Raw genomic sequence first — 23,666 nt, 5'->3', positions numbered from 1 at the left:
TCAGCGCGGTCTCTTGGGATCTGCTTGACCTGAGTCACAGGCCGCGGACAGAGCGCCCCCAAGGAAGCCCTAAGCGCCGTTGATTGAGTTTCCGCACTTGAGGACCCCTCATCTGCCTTCATCTTCCTTGGAGTTGTTTCTCATGAAGCGTGTGCGTCTCGTCCCCGCGGTGGCCCTGCTGGCGCTCTCGCCCCTGGTCCTGGCGGCCTGCGGCTCGGGCGACTCGTCGTCGTCCTCGAACAGCGGCAACTCCGGGCAGCAGCAGGCCTGTCAGGCACCGACCGGCAACGCTTCCGGGCGGCCGAGCGGCGCCCCCTCGGGCAGGCCCAGCGGCGCGCCCAGCGCCGGTGCGGCCGTGGGTGGCGGTCATGGAGGCCCCGGCGGAGGCGGCCGGGGCGGTGGCTGCGGCGGTCAGGGCGGCCCCGGCGGCGGTGCCGCACCCAGCGGCGCCCCCGCCGCGCAGGCCACCGAGAACTGAGGTCGGCTCAACCCGGCCAGTGGTGCCGCCCGATGCTGATCAGCCGCATCTGACGGGTCGCCACCTGCGCCACGCGCTCCCGGTCCTCCTCGGTGCCCTCCAGGGCCTCCAGGAACAGCGAGGCGGTGATCAGCATCTGGTCCACGTACAGATGGGCCAGCATGAGGAGGTCGTCGTCGTTCCAGCCCTCGGACTCCGGGTCCTTGGCGAGCTCGCCCTTCACCTCCTCGGCGAACCGGGCGAGTTGGTCCCGGATGGCGTCCCGCACCGGCTGGACCCCGCCGTGTCGCTCGCGGGCGATAAAGCGGACATGGGCGGGGTACCCGTCCACATGGCCGGCGATCAACTCGATGGCACGCGCTATGCGTTCCTCGCTGGAGTCGGCCGCGGACACCGTCGTCCGGATCATCGGGTGCAGGCTGCCCAGCGCCTCCTCGACCAGGGCCACGCCGAGATCCGCAATGGAGCGGAAGTGGCGGTAGAAGGCGGTCGGGGCGACGCCCACGGCGCGCGTGACCTCGCGCAGGCCCAGGCTGCTCAGGCTCTGCTCCTCCAGCAGGCCGAGCGCCGCGTCCAGGAGCGCCTGACGCGTCTTCTGCTTCTGGGCCTGCCGGATGCCGAGGGTGTGACTCATGTCATCCAGTTAACAACTGTTCTCCGGATTTGGAAAGCCGTCAGGCGCGCTAGACTCTGTAGTCAGTGAACAAGTGTTACTACAACCGTTCACCGAAACTTAACCAGAGGCGCCCTCCCGGGGCGCACGGAGGGGGATCGAATCCCATGCTGTTCCTCGTCGCCGCACTCATGCTGCTCGGCGTCGTCCTGGGCACCGTGGCCCACGCGCCGCTGACCGTCACCGCTCTCGTGGCCGTCGGCATCGCCGTCTGGCTCGGCATCTTCGCCGCCCGTGAGCGCCACAGCCGCCGCACCTCGGCCAACTGACCGCCGAGTCGGCCGCACGACCCGACTTCCGACTTCCTGGAGCTGAGCACGATGCAACTCACCGCCCCGGCCACGAGCCGCACCGACACCGCCACCCGCAAGCCCGCCCGCGACGCCGACGGTATGGCCGTCGCGTCCTTCATCCTCGGCCTTCTCGGCCTGCTCGTGCTGAACATCTTCCTCGGCCCCGTCGCCATCGTCCTGGCCGCCGTCGCCCTCTGGCGCGGCACCGCCCGCCGTGGCCGCGCATACCTGGGTATGGCCCTCGGTGTGGCCGACCTGGTGGTCCTGGTGATCGCCATGCAGCTGTCCAACACCGTTTCGTGGAGCCTGTGAGCCCGAGGCGCACCATGACGGACGGCCGACCTCCCCGAGGACGACGGGGCCCGGTCGCCGCACCGCCCGGTCCGGACGTACTGCCGACGACGGGGGCCCCGTAGAATCGGCCCCACCATGGCTTACCTCGACCACGCCGCGACCACGCCGATGCTCCCCGAGGCGGTCGAGGCGATGACCGCGCAGCTGAGCGTCACCGGCAACGCCTCCTCCCTCCATGCCTCCGGCCGGCAGGCCCGCCGTACCGTCGAGGAGGCCCGCGAGACCCTTGCGGAAGCGCTCGGCGCCCGCCCCAGCGAGGTCGTTCTCACCTCCGGCGGCACCGAGGCCGACAACCTCGCCGTGAAGGGCCTTTACTGGTCCCGCCGCGACGCCGACCCGGCCCGCACCCGTGTCCTCGCCAGCCCCGTCGAGCACCATGCCGTCCTCGACGCCGTGCACTGGCTCGGCGAACACGAGGGCGCCACCGTCGAGTACCTCCCGGTCGACCCGTACGGAAGGGTCCGTCCCGAGGCGTTGCGCGAGGCCATCGCCCGCAATCCCGACGATGTGGCCCTGGCAACCGTGATGTGGGCGAACAACGAGATCGGCACGGTCATGCCGGTCCGTGAACTCGCCGACGTGGCACGGGAGTTCGCCGTCCCGCTGCACGCCGACGCGGTCCAGGCCTTCGGGCAGGTCCGGGTCGACTTCGCCGCTTCCGGACTCGCCGCGATGACGGTCTCCGGGCACAAGATCGGCGGCCCGTACGGCATCGGTGCGCTGGTCCTCGGCCGCGAGTACACCCCCGTACCGGTCCTGCACGGCGGCGGCCAGGAGCGCCATGTCCGCTCCGGCACCCTCGACGTGCCCGCCGTCGCCTCCTTCGCGGTGGCCGGGCGCCTCGCCGCCGAGCAGCGCGAGTGGTTCGCGCGGGAGATCGGTGCCCTGCGCGACAGCCTGGTCGAAGCCGTCCGTACGGCGGTTCCGGACGCGATCCTGGGCGGGGACCCCGTGGACCGCCTTCCGGCCAACGCCCACTTCACCTTCCCGGGCTGCGAGGGCGACTCCCTGCTGCTGCTCCTCGACGCACAGGGCATCGAGTGCTCGACCGGCTCCGCCTGCACCGCGGGCGTCGCCCAGCCCAGCCACGTCCTGCTGGCCACCGGCACCGACCCCGACCTGGCCCGCGGCACCCTGCGCTTCTCCCTCGGCCACACCTCCACCGAGGCCGACGTCGAGGCCCTGGCGAAGGCGATCGGCCCGGCGGTCGAGCGGGCTCGAGCCGCCGGGCTCACCTGAGACGTCCCGCTAGCTCTCCGTCACCATGAGGGAGGCCATCATTCCCTCGTCCTCGTGCTGCAGCAGATGGCAGTGGAGCATGTACATGTAGGTGTCGTCGGAGAAGTCCGTGAACTCCATGGCGATCTTGATGGTTCCGCCGCCGACCACCTCGTAGGTGTCGAACCAGCCGAGGTCGACTCCGGTCGGATCCGCGCCGTTGACGGAGACCAGCTGGTACGGCACGTCGTGCAGATGGAACGAGTGCTCCAGCTGGGTGTTGTTCTTGATCGTCCAGATCTCCTTGGCGCCCAGCGTGGTGCTGATCATGGCCATGGACGACATGCTCGTGCCCACCGAACCGTCGATCGTCATCGAGGTGCCGCTCTGGCCGAGCGTGATGGTCCGGGCGGTGAAGCTGCTGGTGTCGTACCGGTCGATCGTGTTGAGCGAGCTCGGCAGGCCGGCCGGGGTGTCGGTGCCGGACGCGGTGATGGCGAGCACGTCGTAGGTGCCGCTGCCGCCGCGCACCCAGCCGGTGGTGACGACGGCCTGGAGCGTCACGGCGTCCGACAGGTCCAGCACGAACTCGGCGCGGGCGCCGGCCACCAGCCGGATGCTGGTCACCTCGGTGGCCGCGGTGAGGTAGCCCTGGTCGGTGGCGATCTGGTTGAGGTTGCCGCCGTCGCCGCGCTGGATGGTGATGATGTCGGACGGCGAGGCGTTGAGCACCCGGAACCGGGTGCGCGTCTTGGTCGCGGTGAAGGTGAGCGTGGTGTCGTCGACGTTGGTGCCGTTCAGCAGTAGCGGAAAGCTCAGCCCGCTGCTCAGATATCCGGCCAGGTTGTACTTGAGGTCGCCGGCGCTGTCGGTGGCGAGGCTCTGGAAGATCAGCGGGATGTCGTCCGTGCCGTAGGTGCCGGGGAGGTCCGAGGACGCGGTCGAGTCGTCCTCGACGATGATCATGCCGGCCAGGCCGTGCACCGCCTGCTTGGCCGTGGTGCCCAGGGCGTGCGGGTGGTACCAGAGCGTCTTGGCGTCGTCCTTGACCGTGAACGTCGGAGACCAGGTCTTCCCGTCGGCGAAGGCGACCTGGGGGCCGCCGTCCATCTTGGCCGGGACATGGGCGCCGTGGAAGTGGACGGTGGTGTCCTCGCCCAGGCTGTTGGTGATGTCGAGCAGGATCGTGTCGCCGCTGGTCCACTTCATGGTGGGGCCGAGGAAGGGCTGGTTGTAGCCCATCGTGTCGCTGGTGACCCCGGGGAGCACCTCGGCGGTGCCGGTCTTCGCCTCCAGCGTGAAGGTGGTGGTGCTGCCGGAGGTGGTGCCCTCCAGCAGATCCGGGACGGTCAGGGTGGCGGTGTTGGTCGCGGCGCCCGCCTTGCTCCTGCCCGCCTCCGTCAGCAGGGAGAAGGCGGCCCCGGCCCCGGCGACGGCCCCGAGACCGACTCCGGCCATGCCGCCGAGGAAGCTGCGCCGGTGCATGCCTTTGCCCTTGCGGGGGTTCTCGCCGTGTCCGCCCGTGGCCGAGCCGGGCTCAGTGGTGTGAGTCATGGGCGGGATCGTTGAACCAAGGACTGTGCGAGGACTGGGGTGAAGTCAGGAGCAAGCCGTGCCGGCTGTGAAGGCGCCCTGAGCGTCCGCCTCGCCCAACCTCCTTGAAGGAAAGCCAAGTTGAGGAAGGCCAGATCGCGCAGGGCGTGAGGGACGCAACGGACACCTCGTCCCGGCGGAAGCCTTTACGACTTCGTTGCCTTCTACGACTTCGTTGCTTTCTACGACTTCGTCGTCTTCTACGGCTTCGCTGTCTTCACCGACCGCACGAGCCCCATGTACCGGTCCCAGTCCCAGTACGGCCCCGGATCGGTGTGGTCCGTTCCCGGCACCTCCACATGCCCGATGATGTGCTCCCGGTCGACGGGTATGCCGTACCGCCGGCAGATCCCCGCGGTCAGCCGCGCCGAGGAGGCGTACATCGCGTCCGTGAAGGACGATCTGTTCTCCACGAAGCCCTCGTGCTCGATGCCGACACCGCGTTCGTTGTACTCGCGGTTGCCCGCCTGGAACGCCACGTCCAGCTCGCGGATCATCTGGGTTACGTGCCCGTCCTTGCGGACGATGTAGTGGGCCGCGGCCTTGTGGTCCGGGTCCTGGAAGGCCTTGACCGCGCTCGCGAAGTCGCCCTGGGTGACATGGATGATCACCCGGTCTATCGAGTAGTCGTCCGGCCGGTCGGCCCGCCGGTAGTTCGCCGAGGAGGCCGCCACCCACTGCGCACCCCGGAAGTCGACCGCACCCGGGGTGCGCGGCTTCTCCACCCCCGGCAGCCGCCACCACAGGTGCGACAGCTCCTGACGCGCCAGCACCGCCGTACCGACCGCGGCCGCCGCCCCGCCCACCAAAAGCGCACGGCGGCCGATCCGCCGGTCCGAGTCACTCCTGCTCGCCCCCATGCGATCACCAACGGATACTCGTGGGCCCCGGTTCCCGGGCGCCCGTACTCTTGAAGGGTTATGACTGACACCTCGCAGCGCCCCCGCCCCCTTCGCGTACTCGCCGCCATGTCCGGCGGAGTGGACTCCGCAGTCGCCGCCGCCCGCGCCGCGGAGGCCGGCCACGACGTGACCGGCGTCCACCTCGCGCTCTCCGCGAACCCGCAGTCCTTCCGCACGGGCGCGCGTGGCTGTTGCACCATCGAGGACTCGCGGGACGCCCGCCGCGCCGCGGACGTCATCGGCATCCCGTTCTACGTCTGGGACCTCGCCGACCGCTTCCGCGAGGACGTCGTCGAGGACTTCGTCGCCGAGTACGAGGCCGGCCGCACCCCGAACCCGTGCCTGCGCTGCAACGAGAAGATCAAGTTCGCGGCCCTGCTGGACAAGGCCCTCGCGCTCGGCTTCGACGCCGTCTGCACCGGCCACTACGCCCAGGTGATCGTGAACGAGGACGGCACCCGCGAGCTGCACCGCGCCTCCGACATGGCCAAGGACCAGTCGTACGTCCTCGGCGTCCTGGACGAGAAGCAGCTGGCGCACGCCCTCTTCCCGCTCGGCGACACCGTGACGACCAAGGACGAGATCCGCGCCGAGGCCGAGCGCCGCGGCCTCGCGGTCGCGAAGAAGCCCGACTCGCACGACATCTGCTTCATTGCCGACGGCGACACCCAGGGGTTCCTCGCCAACCGGCTCGGCAAGGCCGAGGGCGACATCGTCGACGAGTCCGGCGCCAAGCTGGGCACCCACGAGGGCGCGTACGGCTTCACCATCGGCCAGCGCAAGGGCCTGCGCATCGGCACTCCCGCACCCGACGGCAAGCCGCGCTACGTCCTGGACATCTCGCCGGTGAACAACACGGTGACGGTGGGCCCGGCCGACGCCCTGGACGTGACCGCCCTGACCGCGATCAAGCCCCGCTGGTGCGGCACCGCGCCCTCCGGCCCCGGCAACTACACCGCCCAGCTGCGCGCCCACGGCGGCGAGACCGAGGTCACCGCCGAACTCGTCGACGGCACCCTGGAGGTCTCCTTCGCGGAGCCCGTCCGCGGGGTCGCCCCCGGCCAGGCGATCGTGCTGTACGACGGCACGCGCGTGGTGGGCTCGGCGACGATCGCGACGACCACGCGCGCGAGGACGACGACTTCCGTCACGTGACGGATCCCGGGCCGCCGGACAGGGGCGCGCGGTGACCATCCGTCCGGAAGAACTCCGCCAGCACCGGCGCGAGGACGTTCGGATCCACCATGTGGGTCTGTCCCTCCAGGATTCGGTACGTTCCCTGGGGTGCGGTTTCGGCCACGGCCCTGGCGGCCTCGCGCATCCAGGCGGGGCTCGCGCTGCCCGCGAGGGACAGAACGGGAACCTCGATCCCGGCCAGCCGGTCCAGCGGCACCAGGCCGTCTCCCATCACCGCGTTGTCGTACGCCAGACTCGGCGCGATCGCCTCCATGCCGGACCACATGGGGGAGTTGCGGGCGCTCTGGATCATCTCCTCGGCCAGCCCGGTGAGCCTGAGGAACAGCTCGACCGCGTCCCCGCGCCGGCCCTGCCCGAGCGCCTCCTCGAGCTGCTCGGTGTACTCGGCGCGCTCCTTCGCGCCTCCCTCGTACACCGCGAACGGCACCTCGTACACGGCGACCCGGCGGACCGGCAGCCCGCTCGCGGCCGCCTCCAGGACCAGCGCGCCGCCCGACGAGATGCCGTACAGCGAGGCCTCGCCGCCCACCGCGTCGATGAGCGCGGCGAGATCCTCGACCTCGCGGGCCACCGCGTACGGCTGGGTGTCGCCGCTCTCGCCGCGGCCCCGGCGGTCGTAGGAGACGACGCTGAAACGGCCGGCGAGCGGCCCGGCGAGGGGTGCCACGGTGGCACCCGTCGACATCGCTCCGCTGACGAGGATGACCGCGGGCCCCTCCCCGGTGCGCTGGTAGGCGAGAGAGGTGCCGTCGTGCGAAATGGTCTTCTTGTCCATGCCTGTGGAGACTGCCCCAAGGCGGGGAAATAATCGCCCTTACGCGCTGAAGACCTCGCTCACGACAGCTCGACTTCGTAGAAGCAGAGGTGGTCCTTGATCTCGGCGACCTCCGGCTTGGGCTCGGGATAGGACCACACCAGGTCCGCCGCGTCCGGCAGCGACCAGTAGCTCGCGGTGCCCTTGAACGGGCAGTAGGTGTGGGTGTCGGACGGGGTCAGCAGATCGAGCCGTACGTCCTCGGCGGGGATGTAGTACCGCGGCGGACAGCCCGTCTCCCTGAGGACGAGGGCCCGTTCGCTCTCCGCCAGGACCTGCTCGCCGTGCACCACGCGCACGTGCCGGTCGCTCTGCTCGATGGTGATCGTGTGTCCTTCGGCCATACCGGAAAAGCATTCGCCAAGCCCCCTTTCTTCCCGCGTACGGTGAGGGCATGCGAATCTGCGTCTTCCTCTCCGCCGCCGACCTCGACGACCGGTACACGCGCCCCGCGCGCGAGTTCGCCGAACTGCTGGGCAAGGGCGGGCACACGCTGGTGTGGGGCGGTTCGGACGTCGGCCTGATGAAGGTGGTCGCCGACGGCGTGCAGGAGGCCGGAGGACGGCTGTGCGGGGTCTCCGTGGACTTCCTGGCGGCCAAGGCGCGGCCGGGCGCGGACGAGATGGTGATCGCCCGTGACCTCGCCGAGCGCAAGAGGCTGCTCCTGGAGAAGGCTGACGCGGTGGTCGTCATGGTCGGCGGGACGGGAACCCTGGACGAAGCCACCGAGATCCTGGAACTGAAGAAGCACGGTCACACCGACAAGCCCGTGGTCCTGCTCAACACCGCGGGTTTCTACGACGGCCTCAAGGAGCAGTTCCGGCGCATGGAGGACGAGGGGTTCCTGCCCCGGCCCCTCACCGACCTGGTGTTCTTCGCGGAGGAGCCGGTGGGTGCGCTGGCCTACCTGGAGGAGAGCCAGGGCATCGAGTGACGCGGGCATGATGCGGGCGGCGGAGCGGGGCGGGGCGTTGCGCGGGTCCCCGCGGGTGCGAGCATGGCGGGCATGGCTACCCATGTGATCACCGGAGCGGGCTCCGGCATCGGCGCGGCCGTCGCCCGCCGCCTCCACGCGCGCGGGGACGAACTCGTGCTCCACGCGCGCGACGCGGGCCGCGCGAAGGAACTCGCGGCGGAGTTTCCCGGTGCGAGGACGCTGGTCGGCGACCTGGCCGACCCGGACAAGCTGTCCTGGGCCTTCTCGCACCAGACGCTGCCGGACCGGGTGGACTCCCTGCTCCACATCGCGGGTGTGGTCGACCTCGGGCCGGTCGGCGAGCTGACGCCCAAGACCTGGCGCCACCAGCTCAACGTCAACCTGATCGCCCCGGCCGAGCTGACCCGCCACTTCCTGCCCCAACTCCGCGCGGCCCGCGGTCATGTGGTCTTCGTCAACTCCGGCGCGGGCCTGAACGCCCATGCCGACTGGTCCGCCTACGCGGCCTCGAAACACGGCCTGAAGGCCCTGGCGGACTCGCTGCGGCACGAGGAGCACGGCAACGGCGTCCGTGTCACCTCGGTCTTTCCCGGCCGCACGGCCAGCCCCATGCAGGCCAAGGTCCACCAGCAGGAGGGCAAGGAGTACGACGCGTCGAAGTGGATCGACCCCGAGTCGGTCGCGACGACGATCCTTCTGGCGGTGGACCTGCCGCGGGACGCGGAGATCAACGACCTGACGGTCCGCCCGGGCCGCTGACGGACGTTTTTCGCCCCCGCCGCCCCTTCCCGTCCCGACCCGGGGGCCAGCCCCCTGGGCCCCTGCTCCTCAAACGCCGGAGGGGCTGGATTGTGGCGGGAGGGGCTGATTTTTCGCCGGCCGGGGCTTGATCTTTCAGCCCGTCCGGCGTTTGAGGACGAGGCCGTTCAGGCCGAACGGGGGTCTGGGGGCGGAGCCCCCAGGGACGGGACGGGTAGGGGTGGCGGGGGCGGAAACATAGGCTTCTCGTGTGAACGCAGACCTTTCCTTCGGCCCCGCCACCGGCATCGGCTCCATGCCCGGCGGCGACGCCCGCGAGGCGGCCAAGACCGTCACCGGGACCTTCGAGGACTTCCCCCACCTGCCCGAGCTCCCGGCCCGCGGCCCCGGCGCCGACATGATCGGCAGAACCGCAGGGATGCTCGTCGAGCTGTACGCCCGCGTGGAACCCAGCGGCTGGCGCATCGGCGACCGCCCGGGGCGGGACACCAAGCGGGCCAGGTCATGGCTCGGCGAGGACCTCGACGCGATCGAGGAGTTCACGCAGGGGTACGAGGGCCCCCTCAAGGTGCAGGCGGTCGGCCCCTGGACCCTCGCCGCCGCCCTGGAACTGAAGAACGGCGAGGCGGCCCTCTCCGACGCCGGCGCCTGCCGCGACCTCGCCGCCTCCCTCACCGAGGGAATCCGCTTGCACCTGGCCGAGCTGCAGCGCCGCATCCCCGGCGCCCACCTCGTCCTCCAGCTCGACGAACCCTCCCTCACCGCCGTCCTGCGCGGCCGGGTGAAGACCGCCAGCGGCTACCGCACCCACCGCGCCGTCGACCGCCAGCTCGTCGAGGCCACCCTCCGCGAGGTCCTCGGGGTTCACAGCGACGGCCCCACCGTGGTCCACTCCTGCGCACCGGACGTCCCCTTCGCCCTCCTGCGAAGGGCGGGCGCGGCGGCGGTCTCCTTCGACTTCTCGCTCCTCACCGAGCGTGACGACGACACCATCGGAGAGGCGGTGGAAGCGGGTACCCGGCTCTTCGCAGGTGTCGTACCGGGCACGGACGGCCCATTGTCAGACCCTGCCGGTAGCGTCATGGGTGTCAGGACGCTGTGGCGCAGGCTGGGGCTGCAACCGGGACTTCTCGCGGAGGCGGTCACCCTCACCCCGTCGTGCGGACTCGCGGGGGCCTCCCCGGACTACGCACGCAGGGCCCTCGCCCACTGCGTCCGGGCGGCGAGATCCCTCGCGGACAACCCAGAGTAACGGGAGGACAACACGGTGGCCGGCGACAAGCAAGCGGAGACGACGGTGCCCGCCGAGGCACGGGAGAAGCACGCGAAGCTCGCTGAGCAGATCGAGGAGCACCGCTTCCGGTACTACGTGAAGGACGCTCCGGTCATCAGCGACGCGGAGTTCGACAAGCTCCTGCGCTCCCTGGAGGCGCTGGAGGAGGAGTACTCCGAACTGCGCACGCCGGACTCCCCGACCCAGAAGGTCGCGGGGGCGTACGAGACGGAGTTCACCTCCGTCGAGCACCGCTCCCGCATGCTGTCCCTGGACAACGCCTTCAGCGACGAGGAACTGGCCGCCTGGGCGGAGCGCGTCGCCAGGGACGTCGGCGGGCCCGGCTACCACCTCCTGTGCGAGCTCAAGGTCGACGGCCTCGCCGTCAACCTCACCTACGAGCGGGGCCGCCTCACGCGCGCGGCGACCCGCGGCGACGGCCGCACCGGCGAGGACATCACCCCCAATGTCCGTACGATCGCGGAGATTCCGGACAGGCTGGGCGGTGACCGCGTCCCCGACCTCGTGGAGATCCGCGGCGAGGTCTACTTCCCGATGGAGAAGTTCGAGGAGCTCAACGCCCGTCTGGTGGAGGCCGGCGACAAACCCTTCGCCAACCCGCGCAACGCGGCGGCCGGTTCACTGCGCCAGAAGGACCCCCGCGTCACCGCCACCCGCCCGCTCCACATGGTCGTCCACGGCATCGGCGCCCTGGAGGGCTTCGAGGGCCTCACCCGCCTCTCCCAGGCCTATGACCTCCTCAAGACCTGGGGCCTGCCCACCTCCCGGCACAACAAGGTGGTCGACGGCCTCGACGGCGTACGGGAGTTCATCGCCTACTACGGCGAGAACCGCCACTCCGTGGAGCACGAGATCGACGGAGTGGTCGTCAAGCTGGACGAGATCCCGCTCCAGGGACGGCTCGGCTCCACCTCCCGCGCCCCGCGCTGGGCGATCGCGTACAAGTACGCGCCGGAGGAGGTCAACACCAAGCTCATCAACATCCGCGTGGGCGTGGGCCGTACGGGCCGGGTCACTCCGTACGCCCAGGTCGAACCGGTCACGGTGGCCGGCTCCGAGGTCGAGTTCGCCACCCTGCACAACCAGGACGTCGTCAAGGCCAAGGGCGTCCTCATCGGCGACACGGTGGTGCTGCGCAAGGCCGGTGACGTCATCCCGGAGATCCTCGGCCCGGTCGTCGACCTGCGCGACGGCAGCGAGCGCGAGTTCGTGATGCCGGCCGAGTGCCCCGAGTGCGGTACGGCGCTTCGGCCGATGAAGGAGGGCGACGTCGACCTGCGCTGCCCCAACGCCCGCACCTGCCCGGCCCAGTTGCGCGAGCGGCTGTTCTATCTGGCGGGCCGCAAGGCACTGGACATCGAGCACTTCGGCTATGTCGCCGCGGCGGCCCTCACCAAGCCGCTGGAACCGGAGGACCCGCCCCTCGCGGACGAGGGCGACCTGTTCGACCTCACCATCGAGCGGCTGCTGCCCATCAAGGCGTACGTCCTCGACCAGGACAGCGGGCTGCCCAAGCGCGACCCGAAGACCGGCGAGGAGAAGGTCGCCACGGTCTTCGCCAACCAGCAGGGCGAGCCGAAGAAGAACGCGGTTGCCATGCTGGAGAACATCGCCGCGGCCAAGGAGCGCCCGCTCGCGCGCATCCTCACGGGCCTGTCGATCCGTCACGTCGGCCCCGTCGCCGCCGAGGCGCTGGCCCGCGAGTTCCGGTCGATCGAGCGCATCGAGCAGGCCACCGAGGAGGAGCTGGCGAACACCGACGGCGTCGGCGGAATCATCGCCGCCTCCCTCAAGGAATGGTTCGCCGAGGAATGGCACCAGAAGATCCTGCGCAAGTGGCGGGCCGCGGGCGTGCGCATGGAGGAGGAGAGTTCGGGCGAGGACGAGGGGCCGCGGCCGCTCGAAGGGCTGACCGTCGTGGTCACCGGCACTCTCGAGCACTTCACCCGCGACGGTGCGAAGGAGGCGCTGCAGAGCCGCGGAGCGAAAGTAACCGGTTCCGTTTCGAAGAAGACATCCTTCGTCGTCGTAGGTGACAATCCTGGGTCGAAATATGACAAGGCGATGCAGGTCAAGGTGCCCGTTCTGAACGAGGAGGGCTTCAACGTCCTGCTGGAACAGGGACCGGACGCGGCGGCCGAAGTTGCGCTTCCCACAGCGGAATAGCGATTGAAGGCCACCCGATCGGCGCATACCAGATGCATACGGGTGGCCGGGGTGCATTCGGGCAACCGTCTACGACCGCTGCCCGTGGAAGCCTTCTGCGGCCTACTGTTGAGGTGTGCACCTGCCGTGCCCAGCTGCGGTTGGGGCATCCCCTTGCTCTTGACGAGCAAGGGGAAGGGTTTTCCAACGCGGTGCCGTTGATGGATGTCGGGCAACGGGCCGCGTGGCGTGGGCACCGCCGGCTGTGAGAGGGACGGGAATGGAACCGACCGAGAGCGCCGCCCCTGACTCACGGCTGCGCCTGCGCCGGGTCACCGGCGCATGGCGGGCGAGCCGGTGGGCCGGGCGGCCGTCGGAGCGTCCGGGTGCGGAGGGGCGCGCCACCGGACAGTACACCGTGACGGACGGGCGCGCCCCGCACCTCACCGCCGACCACCCTCCCGGACTGCCGGACCCCGAACACGAACGGCACATGTCCTGGCCCGCACTGCCCGCGGCGGTCGTCGCGGCGGCGGCCTTCGTCCTCGGCGCCGGCTTCTACCGCGGTTTCGCCGGCACCCACGCGCTCTTCCCGGCCGGCACCGTCGGCTGGTCCTTCGCCGTGCTGACCGGCATCATCGTCGGCCACCTGGTCATGCTCGGCCGCTCCCGCTGGTGGGGCGGCACCGGCTCGGGCGCCGCCCTCACCCTCGCCGTCCTGCTGCTCTACGGCTGGGTGCCCGCCGGAATGGTCAGCCTCACCGTGGTCGTGCTGGTCGGCATAGCCCGGCGCAACCGCTGGCGCCAGGGCGTGCTGCACGGCTCGGTGGACATCCTCGGCATCGGAGCCGGAGCCCTGGTGCTGGGCGCCTTCGGACGGGTGCCGTCCGTGGAGAAACCCTGGACCCCCGACACCTGGACGCTCTACACCGCGCCCGAGGTGATGCTGGTCGCCGTCGCCTACCTCCTGGTCACCCGCACCCTCCTGTGGTACCTGCACGCCCCGCGCCACGGCGGACTGCCCACCGTCGCCCGGACCGCCCTGGTCAGACAGGGCCTGGTCGCGGTCGCGCTGTTCGGCATCGCCCCGCTGGTCTGCGTGGTCGCCGTCGCCCAGCCGGTGCTGCTGCCGCTGTTCGCCATCCCGCTGATCGCCCTCGACTCCACTCTGTGGATAGCCCGGGCCCGGGCCGAGGAGCAGCTGCGCGACCCGCTGACCGGGCTGCCCAACCGGCAGTGGCTCCTCGAGCGCATCTGGACCGCGCTGGACGACGCCGAACGCATCGGCGCCCGCGCCGCCCTGATGCTGATCGACCTGGACCGCTTCCGCTCGGTCAACGACACCCTGGGGCATCTCGCCGGTGACCGGCTGCTCCTGCAGATAGCCGACCGGCTGCGCCTCGCCCTGCCCCGCGGAGCGGAGGCCGCGCGGCTCGGCGGTGACGAGTTCGCCGTTTTACTCCCGGTCGCCGACTCCACGACCTCCGCGACCCGGGTCGCCCGGAGCCTCGTCGCCGCGCTCAGTTCCCCGCTCGACCTGGACGGGCTCACCCTCGTGCTGGAGGCCAGCGCGGGCGTCGCCGTCTTCCCGGACCACGCGCTGGATGCCGAGGGGCTGCTGCGGCGGGCGGACGTGGCGATGTACCAGGCGAAGCGGGACCGTACGGGCGTCGAGGTGTACGAGTCCAAGCGGGACTCCAACACACCGGACCGGCTGGGCCTGCTCGGCGATCTGCGCCGGGCGCTGGACGCGCACGAGGTGCAGCTGCACTACCAGCCCAAGGTCCGCTTCGACGGCCAGGTCGCGGGACTTGAGGCCCTGGTCCGGTGGGTGCATCCCGAGCGCGGGAAGGTGCCGCCGGACGAGTTCATAGCGATCGCCGAGTCCTCGGGGCTGATGCCCCATCTCACGGAGTACGTCCTGGAGACGGCGCTGGGACAGGTGGCCCGGTGGCGGGCCCAGGGCCTGCATGTGCCGGTCGCGGTCAACGTCTCCCCGCGTGACGTCCACACCCCCGGTTTCGCGGGCTCCGTCGCCGCCCGGCTGGCCCGGCACGGAGTCCCGGCGGGAGCGCTCCAACTGGAGATAACGGAACACGTCCTGCTCGAGGACCCGCAGCGCGCCGCCGACACACTGGCCGGACTGACCGGGCACGGCGTGAAGATGTCCCTGGACGACTTCGGCACCGGCTACTCCTCCCTGGTGCATCTGCGGCGGCTCCCGGTGAGCGAGCTGAAGATCGACCGCTCCTTCGTGGCCCGCCTCGCCGTCGACGCGGAGGACGCGGAGATCGTCCGCTGCACGGTCGACCTCGCCCATTCCCTCGGGCTGCTGGTCGTCGCGGAGGGCGTCGAGGACGACGAGACCTGGGAGCGGCTGCGCGACCTCGGCTGCGACGCCGTACAGGGCTGGCTGGTCGCGGCCGCGATGCCGCCGGAGGAGACGACGGCGTGGCTGCGGGCGCGGGGATCGCGGGGCTGGCAGCGGCCTCGCGCGGCCCTGCCGGCCGCGGCGACCGACGAGTAGTTCGCCCACCGGCCCACCCGTGCGGGCCGGCGGTGCGCTGTGCTGCTCTGCCTAGTTCGATCAGGTCCGTGGTCCGTACCGTCGTCACAAGGGGATTCAGGAATGTCGCTGTTCGTGCCGAAGTTCGATGACTCCGTGATCGTCCGCGAGGCCGAGGCCGAGGTGGTCGGATTTGCTCCCACCACCGTCAGGCTGCTGGCCGACAGCAGCTCGACGGGCGGGGCGCTCTCCACCCAGCGTGTCACCCTCACCGACGGCGCGGACGGCGCCAAACCACACTGGCACGACAACTCCGCCGAGATGTTCTTCCTGCTCGACGGCGCCGCTGAGATCCTCTCCGGCGAGGACGTCGTCACCGCAGGACCGGGGGACCTCGTCGTCGTCCCGCCGGGCAAGCCGCATGCCTTCGCCGCCGTGCCCGGTGCCGACGCCGACCTCCTCATCGTCCTGACGCCCGGCGTCGAACGCTTCGAGTACTTCCGCCACCTCCAGCGCATCGCCCTCGGCGACGTCACCCCCGAAAGCCTGCTGGAAGTACAGGAGCTGTATGACAACCACTTCATGAAGAGCGAGGCCTGGGACGGGCGCCGCTGACTGCCGCCGGCCCCTTGGGCGTAAGGTCCGGGAAACCGTTTCACGGTCACCGGGCCCCGCCCCATAGGATTGGGGACTGGCGTCACATTTCCGCCTGCCCCCAACCACACACACTCACCCCAGAGGAACGCTGCATGCCTGGCATCACGCGCGAGGAGGTCGCCCACCTCGCCCGGCTGGCGCGTCTGGAGCTGAAGCCCGAAGAGCTCGAACACTTCGCGGGACAGCTGGACGACATCATCGGCGCGGTGGCTCGCGTCAGCGAGGTCGCCGACCAAGACGTACCGCCGACCTCGCACCCGCTCCCGCTGACGAACGTCATGCGCAAGGACGAGGTCCGTCCCTCGCTCACCCCCGAGCAGGCGCTCTCCGGCGCCCCGGCCCAGGAGCAGCAGCGTTTCAAGGTGCCGCAGATCCTGGGGGAGGACTAACCGCCATGACGGACAACGTCAACATCATCAAGCTCACGGCCGCCGAGACCGCCGCGAAGATCGCCTCCGGCGAGCTCACGGCCGTCCAGGTCACCGAGGCCCACCTGGCCCGTATCGAGGCCGTCGACGAGAAGGTGCACGCCTTCCTGCACGTCGACCGCGAGGGTGCGCTGGCCCAGGCCCGTGCCGTCGACGAGAAGCGGGAGCGGGGCGAGAAGCTCGGCCCTCTCGCCGGTGTGCCGCTCGCACTCAAGGACATCTTCACCACCGAGGGCATCCCGACGACCGTCGGTTCGAAGATCCTCGAGGGCTGGATCCCGCCGTACGACGCGACCCTCACCCAGAAGCTGAAGGCCGCCGACGTCGTCATCCTCGGCAAGACCAACATGGACGAGTTCGCCATGGGGTCGTCGACGGAGAACAGTGCCTTCGGGCCCACCGGCAACCCGTGGGACCTCACCCGCATCCCCGGCGGCTCCGGCGGCGGCTCCTCCGCCGCGCTCGCCTCCTTCCAGGCACCCCTCGCCATCGGCACCGACACCGGCGGCTCCATCCGCCAGCCGGCCGCCGTCACCGGCACGGTGGGCGTGAAGCCGACGTACGGGGCGGTCTCCCGCTACGGCATGGTCGCCTTCTCCTCCTCCCTCGACCAGGGCGGCCCCTGCGCCCGTACGGTCCTGGACGCGGCGCTGCTGCACGAGGTCATCGCCGGGCACGACCCGCTCGACTCGACGTCCATCGACGCGCCCGTCCCGCCGGTCGTCGAGGCCGCCCGCAACGGCAGCGTCGAGGGCATGCGCGTCGGCGTCGTCAAGCAGTTCCGCGGCGAGGGCTACCAGGCCGGCGTCATCCAGCGGTTCGACGAGTCCGTCGCGCTGCTGAAGGAACTGGGCGCCGAGATCGTCGAGCTGGACTGCCCGTCCTTCGACCTCGCGCTGTCGGCGTACTACCTGATCGCGCCGAGCGAGTGTTCCTCGAACCTCGCCCGTTTCGACGGCCTGCGCTACGGCCTGCGGACCGGCGACGACGGCACGCACTCCGCCGAGGAGGTCACCTCCCTCACCCGCGCCGAGGGCTTCGGCCCCGAGGTGAAGCGCCGCATCATGCTCGGCACGTACGCCCTGTCCAGCGGCTACTACGACGCCTACTACGGCTCCGCCCAGAAGGTCCGCACGCTGATCACGCGCGACTTCGAGAAGGCCTTCGAGCAGGTCGACGTCATCGTCTCGCCGACGACCCCGACCACCGCCTTCCCGATCGGCGAGCGCGCCGACGACCCGATGGCGATGTACCTCGCCGACCTGTGCACCATCCCCACGAACCTCGCGGGCAACGCGGCCATGTCGCTGCCCTGCGGTCTGGCCCCGGAGGACAACCTCCCGGTCGGGCTGCAGATCATCGCCCCCGCGCTGAAGGACGACCGTCTTTACAAGGTCGGCGCAGCCGTCGAGGCCGCCTTCGTGGAAAGGTGGGGGCACCCGCTCCTCGAGGAGGCTCCGTCGCTGTGACCAAGACACTGACCAAGGCCAAGGACTTCAAGAAGTCCAAGTCCGGTACGTACGTGTCCATCGCCACCACCGCCTTCGGCGCGCTGGGTGTCGCCAAGCGGATCAAGAAGGCACGTTCCGAGCAGGACACGCTGCGGCTGATCGACGCGACCGTGGCCGCCGTCGGGATCGTCACCGGTCTCGCCGTCCTGTACCGCGAGCTGAAGCGGCTGGGCGACGACGACGTCCTGCTGGGCTGAGAGGGAAGTTTCACCGTGACCACCACGACCGACCTGGAGTCGTACGAGGACGCGCTGGCGTCGTACGACCCCGTCATGGGCCTCGAGGTCCATGTCGAACTCGGCACCAAGACCAAGATGTTCTGCGGCTGTTCGACCGAACTCGGTCAGGACGCCAACACGCAGACCTGTCCCACCTGCCTCGGCCTGCCCGGCTCGCTCCCGGTCGTCAACGCGACCGGCGTCGAGTCGGCGATCAAGATCGGGCTCGCGCTGAACTGCGAGATCGCCGAGTGGTGCCGCTTCGCCCGGAAGAACTACTTCTATCCGGACATGCCGAAGAACTTCCAGACCTCCCAGTACGACGAGCCGATCGCCTTCAACGGCTACCTCGACGTACAGCTGGAGGACGGCGAGACCTTCCGCGTGGAGATCGAGCGCGCCCACATGGAGGAGGACACCGGCAAGTCGACCCATGTGGGCGGCGCGACCGGCCGTATCCATGGCGCCTCGCACTCGCTGCTCGACTACAACCGGGCCGGCATCCCGCTCATCGAGATCGTCACCAAGCCGATCGTCGGCGCGGGCGACCGTGCCCCCGAGGTGGCCAAGGCGTACGTCCGTGAGCTGCGCGAGGTCATCAAGGCGCTCGGTGTGTCGGAAGCCCGGATGGAAATGGGGCAGATGCGCTGCGACGTGAACCTCTCGCTGATGCCCAAGGGCAGCGAGAAGTTCGGCACGCGCTCCGAGACGAAGAACGTCAACTCGCTGCGGTCCGTGGAGCGTGCGGCCCGTTTCGAGATCCAGCGGCACGCGGCCGTGCTGAACAGCGGCGGCACGATCGTCCAGGAGACCCGCCACTTCCACGAGGACACCGGGTCGACGACCTCGGGCCGGGTGAAGGAAGAGGCCGAGGACTACCGGTACTTCCCCGAGCCGGACCTGGTGCCGGTGGCCCCCTCGCGCGAGTGGGTCGAGGAGATCCGGGCGGCGCTGCCCGAGCTGCCGCTGGCCCGCCGTACCCGGCTGCTCGCCGAGTGGGGCATCTCCGCCACCGACATGCAGGCGATCCTCAACGCCGGAGCGCTGGACCCGATCGTCGCGACGATCGACGCCGGTGCCGACGCGGCCTCCGCCCGCAAGTGGTGGATGGGCGAGCTGGCGCGCAGCGCCAACGAGTCGGGCGTCTCGCTCGACGAGCTGGCGATCACGCCGGAGCAGGTCGCCCGGGTCACCGCCCTGGTCAACTCCGGTGACCTGAACGACAAGCTGGCCCGCCAGGTCATCGAGGGCGTTCTCGCGGGCGAGGGCACCCCGGACGAGGTCGTCGACAAGCGCGGTCTGAAGGTCGTCTCCGACGACTCGGCGCTGGGTACGGCGGTCGACGAGGCCATCGCCGGCAACCCGGGCATCGCCGACAAGATCCGCGGCGGCAAGGTGGCCGCGGCCGGCGCCCTGGTCGGCGCGGTCATGAAGGCGACCCGCGGTCAGGCCGACGCGGCCCGCGTCAAGGAGCTGATCCTTCAGAAGCTCGGCGTCAGCGAGGGCTGAGCATCCCGGTCTCGGGGGCTGTGCCGGTACACCGGCACAGCCCCCGAACCATGTCGAACCGGGGCATGGGCAGCCGTCGTGGACGCCCCACACCTGGTGTCCATGAGGTGACAGAGTTCCCGTTACTGTCCTGTGATCTGGCTCCCACTCCTGTGAATAAGTCCACGAATGGCATAAACGATCACTTCTGCCTGCAAGAGTGGTCTTCGCATTGCTCATGCGTTCTTTGCGGGCTGTTCATCCTGTGAACGACTGTTCCCGGTCAAAGATCCACAAATCCACCTGGGAGCACGTTCGTGGCAGCCCTTGCACGTTGGTGTGTTCGGCACCGCCTCGTGGCGGTACTGCTGTGGCTCCTCGCCTTCGGCGGGGTGAGCGCGGCCGCCGCCGTCACCGGCTCGGCGTACTCGAACGACTACGAGGTCCCCGGCACCCAGTCCGGCCGGGCCATGCAACTGCTGCAGGACGGCTTCCCGGGGTTCGGCGGCGACAGCGACACCGTCGTGTGGCACACCACCTCCGGCACGGTCCGCGCCGCCGACGTCGAACAGACGATGACCGAGACCCTGGACAAGATCGCTGACCTGCCGGGCATCGCGTCCGTCGCCGGTCCCTACGACGGCCAGGGCACGGGCCGGATCAGCGCCGACGGGCACACCGCGTACGCCACGATCACCTTCGACCACCCGGCCGAGGACATCAGGAAACCCGAGGCCGAGGCCGTCGTGCGCACGGCCGAGGCGGCCCGGGCCGACGGTCTCCAGGTGGAGCTGGGCGGCAGCGCCATAGGGCTCACCGAGACGGCGGGCGGACACCTCGCCGAGGTGGTCGGCGTGGTCGTCGCCGCCGCCGTCCTGTTCCTCGCCTTCGGCTCCCTCGCCGCCTCGATGCTGCCCATCGCGACCGCGCTGGTGAGCGTCGGTACCGCGTACGGCGCGATCGTGCTGCTCGGGCACGCCATGACCGTCGCCGACTTCGCGCCCATGCTCGGCATGCTGATCGGGCTCGGCGTCGGCATCGACTACGCGCTGTTCATCGTCACCAGACACCGACGCGGGCTCAAACGCGGGCTGTCCGTCACCGAGGCGGTCACCGGTGCCGTGGCGACCACGGGACGCGCCGTGGTCTTCGCGGGTGCCACGGTTTGCATCGCCCTGCTGGGCATGCTGATCCTCAGACTCAGCTTCCTCAACGGCGTCGCGATCGCCGCCTGTCTGACGGTCGTCCTGACGGTCGCGGCCTCCGTCACCCTGCTGCCCGCCCTGCTGTCCCTGATCGGCCCGCGCGCCCTGAGCCGGCGCGAGCGGCGCCATCTGGAGGAGCACGGGCCGCAGCCGGAGCTGCCGACCGGCTTCGCCCACCGCTGGTCGGCGTTCGTGGAGCGCCACCCCAAGGTGCTCGGCATCGTCGCGCTGGCCGTCATGACCGTCCTCGCGCTGCCCACCCTCTCCCTCCACCTGGGCACCTCCGACCAGGGCAACGACCCGAAGACATCCACCACCAGGCAGGCGTACGACCTTCTCGCCGACGGGTTCGGGCCCGGCGTGAACGGCCCGCTGACCGTGGTGACGCGCGTGGACGGCGCCGAGGACAAGCTCGCCCTCGACAACCTCGACGCCACCATCCGCACCACCGAGGGCGTCGCGTCGGTGACTCCGGTGACGTACAACACCGGCGGGGACACCGCGTACTTCACGATCGTCCCCGAGTCGGCGCCCCAGTCGCAGAAGACCAGCGCCCTCGTCGACCGGCTGCGCACCGAGGTGCTGCCGCGCGCCGAGACCGGCACCTCGCTCGACCTGCACGTCGGCGGTGTGACGGCGAGCTACGACGACTTCGCCGCCGTCATCGTCGGCAAGCTGCCCCTGTTCGTGGGCGTCGTCATCGGCCTCGGCTGTCTGCTCCTGCTGCTCGCCTTCCGGTCCCTCGGCATCCCGCTGAAGGCCGCCGCGATGAACGTCGCCGCGGTCGCCGCCGCCTTCGGCGTCGTCGTCGCGATCTTCCAGTGGGGCTGGGGGAGCGAGCTGCTGGGCCTCGGCCGGGCGGGTCCCATCGAGCCCTTCCTCCCCGTGATCATGGTGTCGGTCCTCTTCGGGCTCTCCATGGACTACCAGGTCTTCCTGGTCAGCCGGATGTACGAGGAGTGGCTGGAGACCGGCGACAACCGGCGCGCCGTCCGTGTCGGGCTCGCCGAGACCAGCCGGGTGATCAACTCCGCCGCGGTCATCATGATCTCGGTCTTCCTCGCCTTCGTCCTCAGCGGCGACCGGGTGATCGCCATGTTCGGCATCGCGCTCGCCTCCGCGGTCGCCCTCGACGCCTTCGTGCTGCGCACGCTGCTGGTACCGGCCCTCATGCACCTGCTCGGCGCCGCCAACTGGTGGCTGCCCCGCTGGCTCGACCAGCGCCTGCCCCGCATCAGCATCGAACCGCCCGAGGCCCGCGCGGCCCATGAGAGGCTGGCCGCGGCGACGGACGCCGAGGTGGCGGACGTACTGGCGAAGGGGCAGGACGAGGATGTACGCGATACCTCTGGGTGAGGACGCCGAACTGCGTCCCCTGGAGCCGTGGCACGCCGGGGAGTTCCTGGCGCATCTGGAGCGCGGGCGGGACTTCATCGGACAGTTCATCGCCTTCGGTTCCAAGGCCGTGGACGTGCCCTCCGCGCGGGAGGTGCTCCAGCGGTACGCGGACATGCGCGCCGCCGACAGCGGCTCGCTCCACGGCATCTGGCTGGACGGAAAGCTCGTGGGTGGCGTGCTCACGCTGAACTTCAACGCGGAGACCCAGAACGCCGAGGTCGGCTGCTGGCTGGAGCCCGCGGCGACGGGCCGCGGACTGGTCACCCGGGCGATGCGGGTGCTCATCGACTGGGCGGTCGAGGAGCGCGGCATCCACCGCATCGAATGGGTCGCCGCCTCGGGGAACGTACCCAGCCTGAACGTCGCCCGGCGCCTCGGAATGACCCGCGACGGTGTACGGCGCCAGGCGCACCCCTATGGTGGGGTGCGGCACGACCTGGAGGTGTGGTCGATCCTCGCCCCGGAGTGGCGCGCAGCACGCGCGCGTGCCGCACACAACCATGAGTGAAGATCCGTAAGAAGGGGCCTCCACGATCGCCTGGACGATCATTAAGAGACCTCTCAGACAGCGTCCGTACGGTGCGAGGTATGGGAACCACCAAGACTGATGACGAGGCCGGCACGACCGAGGCCGCCGAAGTGAAGCCCGACGAGGAGACGGTGCACGCCACCGCAGCCGAGGAGACCCCCGAGGAGGCGACCGCCGAGGCAGACCTTGTCGAGAGCGACGGCGGCGACCGGGAGCCCTCCGGCGTCGGCCAGGGCGCCGGGGCCGTCGTCTCCGCCGCGCTCGGCGTCATCTCGCTGACCGGCAGCTGGGTCGGCACCGTCGCCTCCGCCCGCCAGTCCCTCATCGGCCAGATGCATGCGCAGACCGCGCAGTCCTCCAACGTCGCCAAGCTCCTCAAGGAGGGCTACGGCGACGCCTGGAAGGCCACCGCGTTCTGGGGCGGCGCGTTCGCGCTCCTCGCGCTGATCGTCGGCGTCGTGGTGCTCGCCCGGCCCGCCTTCGGCGCCCCCGGCAAGCCGCAGCCCGTCTGGATCAAGTCGGTCGCCTGGGGCGGTGTCGCACTCGGCGTCATCGGCCTGCTGCTGGCCGTCCTGCAGTACTCCGACCTCCTGCTCGGCCTGCCGTCCACCGGCTGAACAACCACCGCATCACCGCAGGTCCTGAGGGGTCTTAGGGCATCTGTAAGCACCTTACGGAGCTCCTGAGGCCCCTCAGGCACATCTAAGGCCCCCGGCGGCCCCGAAGATGCGGAACTCTCCCGATGTGGCGCACCCCCCTTGGAGACGAAGGTAGAGGCATCGCAGCAAGCGAAGCCCGAAAACCGCCTCTCACAAGGGACCCACCATGTACGAGTACGAGATCTCCCAGTACCGCTCCGCCGAGCTGATCCGCCAGGCCGAGCAGGAGCGGCTGGCCCGCGAGGTCGTCCGCGGCCGCCGCGCCGCCCGCCACGAGGCCACCCGCCATGCCGCCGAGGACGAAAGCCATAGCCGGGGTCTTCGCCGGCTTCGCTCCGCCCGCGCGGCATGAGCGCGGCAAGCGCCGGCCGGCCGCAACCGGCCGGTCCGGCGCTTGAGGACGAGGCCCC

24 protein-coding genes are annotated in these 23,666 nt (G+C 70.4%); 19 read left to right on the top strand and 5 right to left on the bottom strand.

The annotated features are described in order from the left end of the window. Nucleotides 1–142 precede the first annotated feature (142 nt). Nucleotides 143–478 (top strand): hypothetical protein, encoded by a 336-nt coding sequence (locus ABD355_RS35065; protein ID WP_344404962.1) that lies wholly within the window; start codon nucleotides 143–145, stop codon nucleotides 476–478. A gap of 7 nt (nucleotides 479–485) precedes the next feature. On the opposite strand, the gene ABD355_RS35060 is transcribed toward ABD355_RS35065, so the two are convergent. Continuing rightward, the gene (locus ABD355_RS35060; RefSeq protein ID WP_344404961.1) at nucleotides 486–1,112 is read right to left on the bottom strand and encodes a TetR family transcriptional regulator; all 627 of its coding nucleotides are present in this window, start codon (nucleotides 1,110–1,112) and stop codon (nucleotides 486–488) included. Between the two features lie 146 nt (nucleotides 1,113–1,258). Between ABD355_RS35060 and ABD355_RS35055 the strand changes: the two genes are divergently transcribed. From ABD355_RS35055 to ABD355_RS35045, 3 genes are all read left to right on the top strand, one after another. After that, complete coding sequence (locus ABD355_RS35055) at nucleotides 1,259–1,420, top strand: hypothetical protein (protein WP_181922309.1); 162 nt, start codon at nucleotides 1,259–1,261, stop codon at nucleotides 1,418–1,420. 51 nt (nucleotides 1,421–1,471) lie between these two features. Further along, on the top strand, nucleotides 1,472–1,756 hold the full coding sequence (locus tag ABD355_RS35050) for a DUF4190 domain-containing protein (protein ID WP_344404960.1): 285 nt from the start codon (nucleotides 1,472–1,474) through the stop codon (nucleotides 1,754–1,756). A 117-nt stretch (nucleotides 1,757–1,873) separates the two neighbouring features. Then, entirely contained in the window at nucleotides 1,874–3,037 is a 1,164-nt protein-coding gene (locus ABD355_RS35045) for a cysteine desulfurase family protein (RefSeq protein WP_344404959.1), read from the top strand. Nucleotides 3,038–3,046: 9 nt separating this feature from the next. On the opposite strand, the gene ABD355_RS35040 is transcribed toward ABD355_RS35045, so the two are convergent. Together ABD355_RS35040 and ABD355_RS35035 are read right to left on the bottom strand one after the other, a co-directional pair. Continuing rightward, nucleotides 3,047–4,570: a multicopper oxidase family protein gene (locus tag ABD355_RS35040; protein ID WP_344404958.1), complete on the bottom strand. Its 1,524-nt coding sequence runs from the start codon at nucleotides 4,568–4,570 to the stop codon at nucleotides 3,047–3,049. A gap of 239 nt (nucleotides 4,571–4,809) precedes the next feature. After that, nucleotides 4,810–5,469 (bottom strand): N-acetylmuramoyl-L-alanine amidase, encoded by a 660-nt coding sequence (locus tag ABD355_RS35035; protein ID WP_344404956.1) that lies wholly within the window; start codon nucleotides 5,467–5,469, stop codon nucleotides 4,810–4,812. Nucleotides 5,470–5,529: 60 nt separating this feature from the next. On the opposite strand from ABD355_RS35035, the gene mnmA reads away from it, so the two are divergent. Then, nucleotides 5,530–6,666, top strand: coding sequence for a tRNA 2-thiouridine(34) synthase MnmA (mnmA, locus tag ABD355_RS35030; RefSeq protein WP_344404955.1), 1,137 nt, complete (start codon nucleotides 5,530–5,532; stop codon nucleotides 6,664–6,666). Here the strand turns inward: mnmA and ABD355_RS35025 are convergent. Beyond that, the gene (locus ABD355_RS35025; protein WP_344404953.1) at nucleotides 6,659–7,483 is read right to left on the bottom strand and encodes an alpha/beta fold hydrolase; all 825 of its coding nucleotides are present in this window, start codon (nucleotides 7,481–7,483) and stop codon (nucleotides 6,659–6,661) included. The genes mnmA and ABD355_RS35025 overlap by 8 nt on opposite strands. A 59-nt stretch (nucleotides 7,484–7,542) precedes the next feature. Beyond that, entirely contained in the window at nucleotides 7,543–7,866 is a 324-nt protein-coding gene (locus ABD355_RS35020; protein ID WP_344404952.1) for a DUF427 domain-containing protein, read from the bottom strand. A 50-nt stretch (nucleotides 7,867–7,916) separates the two neighbouring features. Between ABD355_RS35020 and ABD355_RS35015 the strand changes: the two genes are divergently transcribed. The 14 genes from ABD355_RS35015 to ABD355_RS34950 all read left to right on the top strand — a co-directional run bounded on the left by ABD355_RS35015 (nucleotide 7,917) and on the right by ABD355_RS34950 (nucleotide 23,608). Next, nucleotides 7,917–8,456 carry an LOG family protein gene (locus ABD355_RS35015; RefSeq protein WP_344404951.1) on the top strand — a complete coding sequence of 180 codons (540 nt, stop codon included), beginning with the start codon at nucleotides 7,917–7,919 and terminating at the stop codon, nucleotides 8,454–8,456. 63 nt (nucleotides 8,457–8,519) lie between these two features. Next, nucleotides 8,520–9,218, top strand: coding sequence for an SDR family oxidoreductase (locus ABD355_RS35010; RefSeq protein WP_344404950.1), 699 nt, complete (start codon nucleotides 8,520–8,522; stop codon nucleotides 9,216–9,218). 250 nt (nucleotides 9,219–9,468) lie between these two features. Continuing rightward, on the top strand, nucleotides 9,469–10,470 hold the full coding sequence (locus tag ABD355_RS35005; protein WP_344404948.1) for a methionine synthase: 1,002 nt from the start codon (nucleotides 9,469–9,471) through the stop codon (nucleotides 10,468–10,470). Nucleotides 10,471–10,485: 15 nt separating this feature from the next. Next, nucleotides 10,486–12,678, top strand: a complete 2,193-nt coding sequence (ligA, locus tag ABD355_RS35000) for an NAD-dependent DNA ligase LigA (RefSeq protein WP_344404947.1) — start codon at nucleotides 10,486–10,488, stop codon at nucleotides 12,676–12,678. Between the two features lie 259 nt (nucleotides 12,679–12,937). After that, a complete protein-coding gene (locus tag ABD355_RS34995; RefSeq protein WP_344404945.1) occupies nucleotides 12,938–15,184 on the top strand; it encodes a putative bifunctional diguanylate cyclase/phosphodiesterase in 2,247 nt (748 codons plus the stop codon). 102 nt (nucleotides 15,185–15,286) lie between these two features. Continuing rightward, a complete protein-coding gene (locus ABD355_RS34990) occupies nucleotides 15,287–15,778 on the top strand; it encodes a cupin domain-containing protein (protein ID WP_344404943.1) in 492 nt (163 codons plus the stop codon). 134 nt (nucleotides 15,779–15,912) lie between these two features. Beyond that, nucleotides 15,913–16,209, top strand: coding sequence for an Asp-tRNA(Asn)/Glu-tRNA(Gln) amidotransferase subunit GatC (gene gatC, locus ABD355_RS34985; protein ID WP_030851400.1), 297 nt, complete (start codon nucleotides 15,913–15,915; stop codon nucleotides 16,207–16,209). 5 nt (nucleotides 16,210–16,214) lie between these two features. Next, on the top strand, nucleotides 16,215–17,717 hold the full coding sequence (gene gatA, locus ABD355_RS34980) for an Asp-tRNA(Asn)/Glu-tRNA(Gln) amidotransferase subunit GatA (protein WP_344404940.1): 1,503 nt from the start codon (nucleotides 16,215–16,217) through the stop codon (nucleotides 17,715–17,717). Continuing rightward, nucleotides 17,714–17,956, top strand: coding sequence for a hypothetical protein (locus ABD355_RS34975; RefSeq protein ID WP_344404939.1), 243 nt, complete (start codon nucleotides 17,714–17,716; stop codon nucleotides 17,954–17,956). Before gatA ends, ABD355_RS34975 begins: the two co-directional genes overlap by 4 nt. Before the next feature lie 15 nt (nucleotides 17,957–17,971). Further along, nucleotides 17,972–19,486: an Asp-tRNA(Asn)/Glu-tRNA(Gln) amidotransferase subunit GatB gene (gene gatB / locus ABD355_RS34970; protein ID WP_344404938.1), complete on the top strand. Its 1,515-nt coding sequence runs from the start codon at nucleotides 17,972–17,974 to the stop codon at nucleotides 19,484–19,486. A 296-nt stretch (nucleotides 19,487–19,782) separates the two neighbouring features. Beyond that, nucleotides 19,783–22,026, top strand: a complete 2,244-nt coding sequence (locus ABD355_RS34965; RefSeq protein WP_344404936.1) for an MMPL family transporter — start codon at nucleotides 19,783–19,785, stop codon at nucleotides 22,024–22,026. Beyond that, nucleotides 22,004–22,576 (top strand): GNAT family N-acetyltransferase, encoded by a 573-nt coding sequence (locus tag ABD355_RS34960; RefSeq protein ID WP_344404935.1) that lies wholly within the window; start codon nucleotides 22,004–22,006, stop codon nucleotides 22,574–22,576. The genes ABD355_RS34965 and ABD355_RS34960 overlap by 23 nt, the downstream gene beginning before the upstream one ends. Before the next feature lie 80 nt (nucleotides 22,577–22,656). After that, nucleotides 22,657–23,214, top strand: coding sequence for a hypothetical protein (locus tag ABD355_RS34955; RefSeq protein ID WP_344404934.1), 558 nt, complete (start codon nucleotides 22,657–22,659; stop codon nucleotides 23,212–23,214). 208 nt (nucleotides 23,215–23,422) lie between these two features. Further along, nucleotides 23,423–23,608 (top strand): hypothetical protein, encoded by a 186-nt coding sequence (locus ABD355_RS34950; RefSeq protein WP_344404933.1) that lies wholly within the window; start codon nucleotides 23,423–23,425, stop codon nucleotides 23,606–23,608. Nucleotides 23,609–23,666 lie beyond the last annotated feature (58 nt).

This window comes from Streptomyces longisporus, from assembly GCF_039532765.1.
In the GTDB taxonomy this organism is placed as follows: Bacteria; Actinomycetota; Actinomycetes; order Streptomycetales; family Streptomycetaceae; genus Streptomyces; species Streptomyces longisporus.
The sequence above is the reverse complement of the archived record's forward strand: the minus strand, read 5'-3'. Positions and strand labels throughout refer to the sequence as shown.